The organism is Pseudomonas sp. SDO5591_S426, assembly GCF_054070755.1.
In genome coordinates, this window is record NZ_JBSVXD010000168.1 from 1 (window position 1) to 12498 (window position 12498).

General features: G+C 58.0%; 10 protein-coding genes, 4 tRNA genes and 1 pseudogene. 9 read left to right on the plus strand and 6 right to left on the minus strand.

Translation table 11 applies throughout. The annotated features are described in order from the left end of the window. Positions 1-52 precede the first annotated feature (52 nt). Positions 53-1057, minus strand: coding sequence for an NADP-dependent oxidoreductase (locus tag ACW9JC_RS24060; RefSeq protein WP_457458055.1), 1005 nt, complete (start codon positions 1055-1057; stop codon positions 53-55). Positions 1058-1295: 238 nt separating this feature from the next. Between ACW9JC_RS24060 and ACW9JC_RS24065 the strand changes: the two genes are divergently transcribed. From ACW9JC_RS24065 to ACW9JC_RS24080, 4 genes and pseudogenes are all read left to right on the plus strand, one after another. Further along, the gene (locus tag ACW9JC_RS24065) at positions 1296-2057 is read left to right on the plus strand and encodes an SDR family oxidoreductase (RefSeq protein ID WP_150631761.1); all 762 of its coding nucleotides are present in this window, start codon (positions 1296-1298) and stop codon (positions 2055-2057) included. 264 nt (positions 2058-2321) lie between these two features. Beyond that, the gene (locus ACW9JC_RS24070; RefSeq protein WP_457458057.1) at positions 2322-3707 is read left to right on the plus strand and encodes an aminotransferase-like domain-containing protein; all 1386 of its coding nucleotides are present in this window, start codon (positions 2322-2324) and stop codon (positions 3705-3707) included. Positions 3708-4694: 987 nt separating this feature from the next. Continuing rightward, positions 4695-4919 (plus strand): annotated as a pseudogene (locus tag ACW9JC_RS24075) (HAMP domain-containing protein); the annotation flags it as partial. Beyond that, on the plus strand, positions 4917-5780 hold the full coding sequence (locus ACW9JC_RS24080; protein ID WP_457458068.1) for a methyl-accepting chemotaxis protein: 864 nt from the start codon (positions 4917-4919) through the stop codon (positions 5778-5780). The pseudogene ACW9JC_RS24075 and the gene ACW9JC_RS24080, both read left to right, overlap by 3 nt. Before the next feature lie 335 nt (positions 5781-6115). Here the strand turns inward: ACW9JC_RS24080 and ACW9JC_RS24085 are convergent, their stop codons facing one another. Then, positions 6116-6874: a hypothetical protein gene (locus ACW9JC_RS24085; protein WP_338585279.1), complete on the minus strand. Its 759-nt coding sequence runs from the start codon at positions 6872-6874 to the stop codon at positions 6116-6118. 386 nt (positions 6875-7260) lie between these two features. Between ACW9JC_RS24085 and ACW9JC_RS24090 the strand changes: the two genes are divergently transcribed. From ACW9JC_RS24090 to ACW9JC_RS24105, 4 genes are all read left to right on the plus strand, one after another. Next, positions 7261-7336 (plus strand) — tRNA-Glu (locus ACW9JC_RS24090). A 2-nt stretch (positions 7337-7338) separates the two neighbouring features. Continuing rightward, positions 7339-7414: transfer RNA gene (locus tag ACW9JC_RS24095), tRNA-Gly, on the plus strand. Positions 7415-7518: 104 nt separating this feature from the next. After that, a tRNA-Glu gene (locus ACW9JC_RS24100) sits at positions 7519-7594 on the plus strand. 2 nt (positions 7595-7596) lie between these two features. Next, a tRNA-Gly gene (locus tag ACW9JC_RS24105) sits at positions 7597-7672 on the plus strand. Positions 7673-7777: 105 nt separating this feature from the next. On the opposite strand, the gene cqsA is transcribed toward ACW9JC_RS24105, so the two are convergent. From cqsA to ACW9JC_RS24125, 4 genes are all read right to left on the minus strand, one after another. Beyond that, complete coding sequence (gene cqsA, locus ACW9JC_RS24110; protein WP_457458060.1) at positions 7778-9025, minus strand: alpha-hydroxyketone-type quorum-sensing autoinducer synthase; 1248 nt, start codon at positions 9023-9025, stop codon at positions 7778-7780. A gap of 203 nt (positions 9026-9228) precedes the next feature. Beyond that, positions 9229-9867, minus strand: a complete 639-nt coding sequence (locus tag ACW9JC_RS24115) for a LysE family translocator (protein ID WP_457458062.1) — start codon at positions 9865-9867, stop codon at positions 9229-9231. Position 9868: 1 nt separating this feature from the next. Next, complete coding sequence (locus ACW9JC_RS24120; RefSeq protein ID WP_457458064.1) at positions 9869-10639, minus strand: 2OG-Fe(II) oxygenase; 771 nt, start codon at positions 10637-10639, stop codon at positions 9869-9871. 93 nt (positions 10640-10732) lie between these two features. After that, positions 10733-11359 carry an alanyl-tRNA editing protein gene (locus ACW9JC_RS24125; protein WP_338585285.1) on the minus strand — a complete coding sequence of 209 codons (627 nt, stop codon included), beginning with the start codon at positions 11357-11359 and terminating at the stop codon, positions 10733-10735. Between the two features lie 91 nt (positions 11360-11450). Here ACW9JC_RS24125 and ACW9JC_RS24130 point away from each other — a divergent pair, with 91 nt between their 5' ends. Beyond that, positions 11451-12449, plus strand: a complete 999-nt coding sequence (locus tag ACW9JC_RS24130) for a LysR family transcriptional regulator (protein WP_457458066.1) — start codon at positions 11451-11453, stop codon at positions 12447-12449. Positions 12450-12498 lie beyond the last annotated feature (49 nt).

Below are 12498 nucleotides of genomic sequence, written 5' to 3' on the forward strand. Positions count from 1 at the left end.
ATCCAATCCCATGTAGGAGCTGGCGCAGCCTGCGATCTTTTGATTTTTTGCTTTAAACCTTCAGAACCAACTTCCCGAAATTCTCCCCGCTGAACAACTTCATCAGCGTCTCCGGGAAAGTCTCCAGCCCCTCGACAATGTCTTCCTTGCTCTTGAGCTGCCCCTTGGCCATCCAGCCGGCCATTTCCTGACCGGCGGCGGCGAACTGTGAGGCGTAGTCCATCACCACAAAGCCTTCCATGCGCGCGCGGTTGACCAGCAGTGACAGGTAGTTGGCCGGGCCTTTGACCGCTTCCTTGTTGTTGTACTGGCTGATGGCGCCGCAAATCACTACTCGCGCCTTCATGTTCAGACGGCTCAGCACCGCGTCGAGAATGTCGCCGCCGACGTTATCGAAATACACGTCGACACCTTTCGGGCATTCACGCTTGAGGCCGGCGATGACGTCTTCGTTCTTGTAGTCGATGACGCCGTCAAAACCCAGTTCATCAATCAGGAACTTGCACTTGTCCGCGCCGCCGGCGATGCCGACCACCCGACACCCTTTGATCTTGGCGATCTGCCCGGCAATGCTGCCCACCGCACCGGCTGCACCTGACAACACCACGGTGTCACCGGCCTTTGGCGCGCCGACATCGAGCAGGGCGAAGTAAGCGGTCATGCCGGTCATGCCCAGTGCGGACAGATAACGCGGCAGGGGTGCCAGTTTCGGATCGACCTTGTAGAAACCGCGTGGCTCACCAAGGAAGTAATCCTGCACACCCAAGGCGCCGTTGACGTATTCACCGACCGCGAAGCCCGGGTTGTTCGACGCGATGACTTTGCCTACACCCAGCGCTCGCATCACCTCACCAAGATCGACCGGTGGAATGTAGGACTTGCCTTCGTTCATCCAGCCACGCATGGCCGGGTCAAGGGACAGGTATTCGTTCTTGACCAGGATCTGACCCGCCGCCGGTTCGCCGACCGGTACTTCCTGATAGGTGAATGTCTCGCGGGTCGCAGCGCCCACCGGGCGTTTGGCGAGCAGGAACTGGCGATTGGTCTGTGAAGTCATGGCAGGCACTCAAGATGAATGAAGCCTTGTTGATAGACCTTCATGGACGATGCCGCAAGTTTGGCTGATGCGGCGAATGCAGGCTGATCCAGTGCAGTGATAGTTGGTACGGCAGTTCCATCACTGCAACTCATGGGCGCCCAACCGGCCTTCTGATAGTGCTGCCGCGTCAGGTGCTGCTGTGGCTAGACTGGGAAAAACGCGATCCCCCGCAAAACTTCTCCACGAGGACATAACAATGAGCATGACGTTTTCCGGCCAGGTCGCCGTAGTCACGGGCGCCGCGAATGGTATCGGCCGCGCGACCGCCCAGGCGTTCGCCGCTGAAGGCTTGAAGGTGGTGGTGGCCGACATGGACACGGCGGGCGGCGAGGGGACTGTGGCGCTGATTCGTACGGCGGGCGGTGAAGCGACCTTCGTGCGTTGCAACGTCACGCTGGAAAGCGATGTAAAGAATCTGATGGATGAAGTGGTCAATACTTACGGCCGTCTCGACTATGCCTTCAACAATGCCGGCATCGAGATCGAGAAGGGCAAGTTGGCCGAGGGTACTGTCGACGAGTTCGACGCGATCATGGGCGTCAACGTCAAAGGTGTGTGGCTGTGCATGAAATACCAGTTGCCGTTGCTGCTGGCACAGGGTGGCGGCGCGATCGTCAACACGGCCTCGGTGGCGGGGCTTGGCGCTGCGCCGAAGATGAGCATCTATGCCGCCTCCAAACATGCGGTGATAGGCCTGACCAAATCCGCCGCCATCGAATACGCGAAGAAAAAAATCCGCGTCAATGCCGTATGCCCGGCGGTGATCGACACCGACATGTTCCGCCGCGCCTATGAAGCCGACCCGAAGAAAGGCGAATTCGCCAACGCCATGCACCCGGTGGGTCGCATCGGCAAGGTCGAGGAAATCGCCAGCGCGGTGCTGTACCTGTGCAGCGACGGTGCTGCGTTCACTACGGGGCATTCGCTGGCCGTGGATGGTGGTGTGACGGCGTTTTAAAACGAGACACTAAATCCATAGTAATCACGAAACCTGTAGGAGCTGAGCTTGCTCGCGATGACGGTATGTCTGTCACATCAATGTTGGATGTGCCGCCGTCATCGCGAGCAAGCTCGCTCCCACAGGTTTTTTGTTTGCCTTGAGCATCCCGGTAGTGTGTTTCAAATGGTTAAAACCAAGGCTTTTAGCGGCGTTGTCGCACATCCCATCGAGCGCTCCTGTGATTAACTGATCCCCGCAGAATGCACAGGAGTTTTCTTGCTCATGGAATTGAGAATCGATCGACAGGCCCCCGTGCCGGTCATACAGCAAATTGTCGAAGCGCTAACCTGCTGGCTCCGTTGCAATGGTGTGGAGCCGGGTGCGCGTTTGCCCTCGGTACGACAAATCGCGCGGATCAACTTGCTCAGTCAGTCTTGTGTCGTCGAGGCCTGTGAGCGTCTTGTCGCGCAGGGGGTGCTGGCGTCGCGTCATGGCGCTGGTTTTGTCGTGGCGGCCACGGCGGCGGTTGCACAAGGGCATCCGGAGGCTGTGTGGCTCGAAGGCGCTGAAGACAAGGAGGGCGCGCCCTCGTGTGAGTTGCAACTGGGCGGTGGAGGGCTGCCCGAAAGTTGGCGTGAAACGGACGATCTGGCTTACGCGATCCGTCAGGTCAGCCGCACCGACATGGCTGGCCTGTTCAGCTATAGCACGCCGCTGGGTTTGCCTGCCTTGCGCGGGCAGATTCTCAAGCGTCTGAAGCGGCTGGATATCTGCGTTGAGGACAGTCAAATCCTGACGACCTCGGGTGCCAGCCAGGCGCTGGACTTGATCGTGCGAGCGTTGTTCAAGCCGGGTGAGAGCGTGGTGGTGGAAAGTCCCGGTTACCCCATGCTGTTCGATCTGCTCAGGTTGCACGGTGTCAGCATGCTCGAAGTTCCACGAACGCCGCAGGGGCCGGACGTTACAGCGCTGGAAGCGTTGCTGCTGAAACACCGGCCGCGCGGACTGTTCATCAATAGCTTCCACCACAACCCTACTGGCTGCAGCCTGACGCCGGGGGTGGCGCAGCAGGTGCTGCAACTGGCGAAAGACCACGGTGTGCTGGTGATCGAAGACGACGTCTACGCAGACCTGCACAATGGCCCCGGCAAGCGCCTCGCGGCACTGGATGACGGCGTGATCTACGTCGGCAGCTATTCGAAAACCCTCAGCAGCTCCCTGCGGGTCGGTTTTGTGGTGGCCAGCACCGAGGTGATCGCGCGACTGGCCGAGGTCAAAATGATCAGCAGCATGGGCGCCTCAAGATTTTGCGAGTCAGTGCTGGCCTGCCTGTTGGCCAATGGCGCCTACCGTAAGTTGGTGCAACGCCAGCGGCAGCGCTTGAACACCGATCGACAAGCGGCATTGCAGCAGCTCGAAGACGCCGAGTGGGAGGTTTTCGGCAAGCCCACGGGAGGTCTGTTCATCTGGGCGCGATCGCGGATGTCGGACTACGCTCAGGTGCGAATACAGGCCCGAAGGTTCGGCGTCGTGCTGTCATCGGCGACGGCATTTGACCCCGCCGGCGCGGCCAATGAATGGCAGCGCATCAATGTGGCGTGTGCCTGTGATCCGCGAGCCCGGGCATTTTTTCAAGCCACCGCTCGGGATCGACCTCAAGCGTTCTGAAAACGACGCAGGCGTAGCTTTTTGCCATTATTCCGACGCCAGAGACTTGTGTTGCCACAGGCCCGTTGCGAATCTGCGTCTACAGATAATGGCAGGGGACTAAGTGCAATGATTTCGGCCGCGCAAGGACGTTTTGCCAACCTCGGTATGGCAAAAAAACTGGGTATCGGGTTTGTGCTGGTGCTGTTGTTGACCGCGCTGGTGGCGGCCATCGGCGTCTGGTCCCTGCAAACCATCAGCCATCGTTTCGACGGGCTCAAGCAGATGTCGTCGCTCAACAGCGGTCTGCTGAAAGTGCGTCTGCTGGAGCAGGAGTATGCCTTGCACGGCAACCCGAAAACCGTCGAAGCCCTGCACCAAGGTGTCGACGGCTTGATCGCCCTGGCGAACGAACTCAAGGCCGCGTCTGCAGCGAATGTGCCGGTGATGAATGATGTCGAGCAGTCTCTCGGCGCCTATCGCAAGGCATTCGACGAGTTTGTCTCGCTCAGCCAGGCCAAGGACCTCGCACTGGAAATGGCCAGTTGGTCGGTGTCCAGCGTGGCCAACAACCTCGACGTGTTGCAGGCCGGGCTTGCCGATGACGGCACCTACACCTTGAAGGATTCCGAGGGCAAGGACGGTGCGCAATTCGTCGAGCAAGCCAACCAGGTCAGTCAGGTTTCCCGGTTGATGCTGCAAGCCATGAACGAAGCGCGCGTGCGCCTGGACCAAAGCCGCAAGGGCGACGACAGCGCGGGACAAGGCAAGATCGAACAGGCCAGTCAGGCACTGACCCAGGCCGAACAGCTGAAAACCACGGTCAAGGATGAGGGCTACCAGACCGTCCTCAATGAAGTGATCGGTCATATCGCCAGTTTCAGCGACAAACTCACCGAGTACACCGGCCTGTTGGAACAAGAAAAAACCGTCTATCAGCAATTGCATCAACGCGCCGCCCAAGTGGTGGAGCGGGTGGATCAGGCCTATGTCGCCGAAGACCAGTCGATGCAGACAGAGCTGAAAAAGAACTCGTTGCTGATCATTGGCTCCTCGGCGCTGGCATTGCTGGTCGGGTTGATTGCCGCGTGGGTCATCACCCGGTTGATCGTGGGGCCGTTGCGCAGTGTGATTTCTGTGGCGCAGCAGATCGCCTCGGGGGATTTGAGCGGGACCATCGAAGTGACCCGCCGCGACGAGATTGGTCAGTTGATGCAAGCCATGCAGCAGATGGGTGCAGGGTTGAGTCATATCGTCAGCGGTTTGCAGGCAGGCATCGAGCAACTGGCCACCTCAGCGCAATCGCTGTCGGCGGTGACTGAACAGACCAACCTTGAAGTCAGCAGCCAGAAGGAAGAAACCGAGCAGGTCGCCACCGCGATGAACCAGATGACGGCCACCGTGCACGATGTCGCGCGCAACGCCGAGGAAGCCGCCGTGGCGGCGCAAACGGCGGACGGCAAGGTTGAAAGTGGTCAACATGTGGTGCGCCAGAGTATGGCGCGGATCGAGCAACTGGCGGATTCGGCCACCTCGGCCAGTTCGAGTATTGAAAGCCTGAGCGCGGAAATCCAGAACATCGGCACGGTGCTTGGCGTCATCAAAAGTGTCGCAGAACAAACCAACCTGCTGGCGCTCAATGCCGCCATCGAGGCTGCACGGGCCGGCGAGCAGGGCAGGGGCTTTGCGGTGGTGGCTGATGAAGTGCGCGCGCTGGCCAAACGGACTCAACAATCGACCGAGGAAATCGAGCGGCTGGTCAGCGCCTTGCGTTTGGCAGCTCAGACGTCGGTGCAGCAGATCCAGAGCAGTGGCGAACTGGTAAAACTGGCGGTCAGTGATGCGCTGCAGACCGAGAGTGCGTTGGGCAGTATTGCGGCGGCGGTGTCGTTGATTCAGCAGATGAACCAGCAGATTGCGGCGGCTGCCGAGGAGCAGAGTTCGGTGGCCGAGGAGATCAATCGCAGTGTCACGAGTATTCGGGCCAGTGCGGATCAGTCTTCGCTGGCGATGCAGGGGAATGCGGCGTCGAGTATCGAGCTGGCGCAGTTGGGGGTTGAGTTGAAGGGGATGGTTGGGCATTTCAGGATTTGAGGCTTTGAACTCTGTGTTTTTCCCACCCCCGGATAAACACCTCCACTCAGCCTTCCGGTGGGGCGGGTGGATCAAAAGCGGCAGGCGAGCTAACGCTCGGCCTGTTGAGTGGTGAGGAGCATAAGTGCACCCCAAACCACTGTGGGAGCTGGCTTGCCAGCGATGGCGGCCTTACAGCCGACCAATCTCTCTCAGACATACGCCGTTCCCCTGTGGGAGCCAGCCTGCTGGCGATGACGGCCTGAAAGCCAACGTATTTCACTCGGATGCATGCACTCTCTAAATCACAGCACAAAAAAAAGCCACCTCCTGGTGGCTTTCTCTTTTGTCGCTGATCAGTCGTAGATCACTTTCTTCTTCCAGTCCGCATCCGCCTCGACGTCTTTGAGGCCTTCGGTCAGTTGGTTCACTTCGCCTTCTACCGGAGCAATGCGGTCCATGACTTGGGCGTTGGCGCGGGCCAGGAGTTTTTCCAGGTATTCCAGCTGTTCGGCGTAGATTTGTGGTTCCTGCTGTTTGCGCAGGTATTGCGCACCGCGTTCGAACGCCAGGCGCGCCTGGCCGGGCTGGTTCTGCTGCAGGGAGTGCTGGCCAAGGTTGTTGAAGAACTCGATGTGCAACAGCACCAGAATATGACGGACCTCGCGGATCCAGCGCTTGGCTTCGTTGGGCGGCAGGAAACCGTCCTGTGCGGCGCGGGTGATCTGGCCGTGCAAGGCTTCAAGAAGGAAGCGCACGTCCTTGGCCTTGGCTTCGGTCTGGATCGGTGCCGGTGGATTGTTGACCGGGATAGATTCGCCTTGGCCCACCAGAGCTTCCAGTTCAGTAATCCGTGCCTTGAGGTTGGAACTGGTCTTTTCCAGGTTCAGCAGGCGTTGGCAGACATTCAGTTCCAGACGTGTCAGCAGCAGCTTGAGCGCCGGTGTCATCAATTGGCCGGGGAAGGTCTCGGTGATCTCACCGCAACGACGCAGGCGATCGTTGAGTTCAACCTTGGTACGGGCCCTTTCCAGCTTATTGTTTTCCACCACATGGTTGATGTAGCCAATGGCGATCAATAATGCGATCCCGGCTACGACGAGCAGGGTGATCATGAGTGGTGTCACCGGTAAGACCTCTTTTTAGGGTTCGCGTGCGAGTGTAGTGGCTTGCTATATAAGCGCCTAGGGCCGCTCGACGAGTTGGATCGATGTGGCTCAATCTGTATCGGCAGCTGTCTGCTTATATAAATGCTGGCATCCAAGAAGCATATTGCCATCATTGATGGCGCCGACTATAACGCCTTGGCGAGTGTCAGAATATAGGCGCCAAACACCGGGCGGCGGAAAATCCGGATTGGTGCCTGAAAGCAGGGCGAAGTCATTGATTTAAATAAATTTATATCAGGGGGTTGACGACCTCTCAATCCATCCATAGAATGCGCGCCACTTGCAGCGTAAAGCACACAGCGAAACGAAGCAGGGAGTGAATGTTGTAGTGTGTCCCCTTCGTCTAGTGGCCTAGGACACCGCCCTTTCACGGCGGTAACAGGGGTTCGAGTCCCCTAGGGGACGCCATTGCGGGAATAGCTCAGTTGGTAGAGCACGACCTTGCCAAGGTCGGGGTCGCGAGTTCGAGTCTCGTTTCCCGCTCCATTTTTAAACAGCGTTGCTTTCGGGCAGGGCTGAGTGAAACCAGAACCAAGTCTTCGGATGCGGATCTGGGCACCGAAACACACACCATGTGTTCCGGGCAGCGTGTCCCCTTCGTCTAGTGGCCTAGGACACCGCCCTTTCACGGCGGTAACAGGGGTTCGAGTCCCCTAGGGGACGCCATTGCGGGAATAGCTCAGTTGGTAGAGCACGACCTTGCCAAGGTCGGGGTCGCGAGTTCGAGTCTCGTTTCCCGCTCCATATTTAACAAAAACGCCGCTCATTGAGCGGCGTTTTTGTTTGTGCGCGATTTGTATGTGCATCACGAAAAAGGCCCGCCAGTCTGACTGAGCGGGCTTTTTCCGTTCAACGCGTTATCAGCTTATTGGTAGATGGAGAGCGCCTCCACCCCTTTAGTCCGACTTCATCCCGAATATCACTACAGGCTTGAATGAAGCGATCAAGATCCTCATCGCTGAGGCCGGAGTTCATCGAGAACCTTATTAATGAACGATTGAGCCCGGTTGCCGGAGAGCAGAAGACTGAGCCGAATATACCTCGTGCTTGTAATGCGTCCCTGAGACGAAGGGTCAACAACTCCAGCCCAGGCTCCAGCGCAACGATCTGTTCGGATCCTGTGCTCATGTCATACCCCAACTGCATGAGTGCAGACCTTGTTCGACGGGTAATTGCACGCAGCCTGTTACGGCGCTCGTCAGCATGCTGTAGAAAATCAGCAGCCTGTTCGAACCAGATCAATTCGTGATCAAGCAGACTTGAGCTGAAAATGGCGGGATAGGACTCCGTGGCAAAGTAGTCCTTGAAACTGCCGGGACAAGTAATCAGGCCTGCACGCCCGGCGAAGGCCTTGGCCAGGCTGACAGTCTGGAAATGGACCTTGTCGAACAAGTAATGCTGCGCGACCAATCCCGCGCCGTGTGGCCCGTGGGTTCCAAGTGAATGGGATTCATCGACGACCAAGACGCAGCCAAGGCGATGCGCAACTTCAGCGAAGTCTTCCAAAGGGCAAAGACTGCCGTTAGTGCTGTAGATCGCATCGACAGCAATGACGCCTGGACCGTGCTTCTTTATCTGTCGCTCCGCATGATCGGCATCGTTGTGCGCAAACACGATTGCATGTGCATGGGCGGCGTGCGCACCTTGCCAGAGCGACATATGTGCATGGATATCCAGATACACCGGTATGTCCCTGCCGGCGATGGCCTGCAGCAATCCCACATTCGCCGCCCATCCTGATTGGCAAAGAATGCTGTCCTGTGCCCCCATGAACCGAGCCAGTCTGTGCTCAAGCCTGGTCATCGGAGTATCCCCGTGAAGAAAAACGGCGGACATCAAGAGTTGGTGTCGTGTCTGAAGGACCGCTTGTGCCTGGGCTTCGATCAATTGCTTCTCCGTTGCCAGACACAGATAGTCATTGCTCGACAAATGCAGAGCATCCGGGCCGGGAATGGCGCCGCGCAGCAAATGTTGGCCTGCCCATCTCTGCTGTACGCGCCCCACGGAGTGGCTTTCGATGCGTGCCAGAACAAAATCAGGGAGGTGAGCGTAGTGAGTTCGTTGTGGGCCTTGAGGCGGTTGGTGTAATACAGGCATAGCTGAGCTCCCTTCTGCCGGGGCGGCTTGCCCTGAACGCCAAAGGTTTCGAGTTCTCACTACACGCTTGGATCGGCTGCATGACTACTGTCAGAGTTGACAGTTTTTCCACGTAACCGACGGATGATCACGCTGTACCATATTCGAGGCATTGAAAAGGCCCGCCAGTCTGACTGAGCGGGCCTTTTTCATGTCCTGCGTTTTTACATCGACAGCATCAAACGCCCCGCAAACAAAATCAGAATCACCCCCATGCTGCGTTCGAACCAATGCCCCATGCGCATGAACAGCAATCTGATCCGGGGATTGGAAAAAAACAGCGCCACGATCACAAACCACAAGGCGTTCACAAGGCACATCCACACGCCATACAGCGCCTGAATCTGCAGCGGTGTCGTAGCACTGATGAGGGTGGTGAAAATCGCCAGGAAAAACAGGGTCGCCTTGGGGTTGGTGGCGTTGGTCAGGAAACCGGTGGTAAACGCCTTCAGCAGTGTTTGTTCAACGACCGGTTCATTCGTGTCTTTTTCGCCTTCCAGAACGGTTTTTGGCTGGCTGCGCAACAGACTCACGCCCAAGTAAAGAATGTAGGCGCCACCCACGACCTTGGCCACCGTCAATAACCAAGGGGTGGTGTGCATCAATGCGCCGACGCCCAACAAGGTGTACAGCACATGAACGGAAATACCGGCGCCGATGCCCAGCGCCGTACAAATTCCAACCCAACGGCCGAAGCGCACGCTCTGGCGGATTGTTACGGCGAAGTCCGGTCCGGGGGCGACCACGGCCAGGAAGTGGATGGTCGCCAGCGCCAGGAACTCGCCCAGGTAATTCGAAAGCATCTCAACTCCAGAAGGTCAGGGGGGAAGCAGTGCCGCGATAGCCGACGAAGAAAGAAAGGCTCAAGCGTGGATCGGCCACACCCGGGGTCACCGAGTGCATGCGGCGTGAATTGAACATGATGAAATCCCCGGGCGCGGGGAGGACTTCCAGCGTCGGACTCCCCAGCAGCGTCGGGTCGATGCCGTAACTGTCGCCACGCATTTCATCGAACTGTTCCGGGGAAATGTCGTCGTCCCATATCTGCAATGCGCCGCCCTCGGCGGGCATGTTCAGGTAAACATTGCAGGCGAACTGCGCTTCAAGGCTTCTGGCTTGAAAGCTGTCCGGGGCGTCCTTGGCGAAAATGTCGTGATGGGCGAGAAAGCACACGCCGGGTTTCACTACGCGGGAGAGCCCGACGTACATCTTGCGGCCGTAGAGGTTTTCCAGTTGCGCACCAGCCGGCCAGGACTCGTCGAGCATACAGCGCAGGGTATCGACCGGAGACGCGTAGGGCGCGCAACGGTTGCGCAGTTCCGCGATGTTGCGGGTGGCGCGTTCGAAGTAGTCCTCGATCAGCAGCGGCTGGTTTTCCGCCTCGTAAAACGCCATGCCGATACGGCCGATGCTCGGTGCGTTGATATAGCCTTCAAATCCCGGCGCGAGGATCTTGTCGCCTATCTGCGTCGCCAATGGCGGGGGCAGCCAGCCTTTGACGCGGATGGCGAGGACTTCTTCGTTGACCAGTTTTTTTATGCACGTCTCATCGAGACAATCGACGTCAAGCATCATGTCTTAGGTCCATCTATCAGAGAGTCGACGAAGCCTGCGAATGCAGGCTCCCCCCGGCGTCGGGCAATGGCATTGACGCCATTGTCCAAAAGCTCAATCCACGTGGTAGTGGACGGACAGCGTCCCTTTCTTCTGCGAAAGGGATTCGATCGTGACCGTGCCCAGATCCTTCAGGCTACGTACATGGGTGCCGCCGCAACCGTAGGCGGGCAATTCACCAAAGCCGATTTCCCGCGCGCCTTCGCGCAGCGACGTCAGGCGCGGCAGGTCGTGGGCGATCCACTGTTGAATGCCGTGTTGCAGGGTCTGGACTTCAACTTCTTGCGCCGATTCGGAAGGCTTGAACTGCACGCGTCCTTCGCCAGGCCAGTGATGGCCCTTGATCGGCATCCAGCCCATGGCCTGGACGAAGTGCCCGATCAAATGGCCTGCGGAGTGCAGTCGCGTGTTGAGCCGGCGACGTTGTTCGTCGACGCAGATCCGGGTCATGCCGGTTTTTACCGGGCGGTCGACAAAATGAATGATCCGGTCCGGGTCCTGGACAACTCGCAACACTTGGCTTTCGCCGATCCAGCCGGTATCACAAGGTTGTCCGCCGCCTTGGGGGTGGAACAATGTTGCGCGCAATACCACGGCGAATTCGTTCTCGTGGGGCGTGCATTCCAGGACTTCCACGTTGGCCTTGAGGTCATCACTATGGAAAAAGAGGCGAAGCGTCATGTTCCATGCTCGTAATCAAATTTCTATTTTTTATTATATGAAGCGTCGAATAGCGTGATAATCCGTTCAAACATCAAAGGACTGTTGCGTTGTGAGCATAAATCTTCCACTACTGCTGCTGGGTGAAATGGCGATTTTCGTCAAGGTCGTCGAGACCGGCAGCTTCTCCGAGGCGGCTCGCCAGTTGGGTTCTTCACCCTCGGCGGTCAGCCGCAGTATTTCGCGGCTGGAGAAAGCCCTCGCCACACGCCTGCTGCAGCGAACCACGCGTAAGTTGCGCTTGAGCGATGGTGGCGAGGAGGTATTCAAGCGTTGTCAGGAGATGGTCAATGCCGCTCGCTCAGTCATGGAGATCAGCGGCCAATTCACTGATGAACCTGAGGGCGTGGTGCGTATCAGCGTGCCGAAAGCGGTGGGCCGAATCGTGATTCACCCGCATATGCCGGAGTTTTTACGTCGGTATCCCAAAGTGGATGTGGAGCTGTTGCTTGAGGATCGTCAGGTGGATTTGATCGACGATCACGTCGACCTGGCGATTCGCATCACCGATCGGCCGCCTGCGGGGCTGGTGGGGCGGCAGTTGCTGACGATCGACCATTTGCTCTGCGCGACTCCGGAGTATCTGGCTGAACACGGAACGCCGACTCATCCCCATGACTTGCTCAACCATAGCTGCATTTATCTGGGTGAAACTCCGAGCGATGCGCGCTGGAAATTCAAGAAAGGCAGCAAAACGGTCACTGTCGGCGTACGCGGGCGATATGCCGCCAATCACACGGGAGTCCGTTTTGGCGCGGTATTGCAGCACATCGGCATTGGCAGCCTGCCGTATTTCACAGCGCGCCGTGCCTTGGAGAAAGGGTTGATGGTGCAGGTTTTGCCGGACTGGACCTTTTTGGCGTCGTACCACGGAGGTGCCTGGTTGCTGCATTCGCCAACCCGATACCTGCCTCCCAAAATACGGGTGATGATCGATTACCTGGTGGAGTGCCTGGCCAAGGAGCCGACTTTGGGCAAGCCAGGCAAGTCGGGCAATCTGATGACGGCCGTATCGGAATATGAGTTGCCCGAGAGTGACGGATTGTTCTGAATAAAGATCAAAAGATCGCAGCCTTCGGCAGCTCCTACAGAAGGTACGC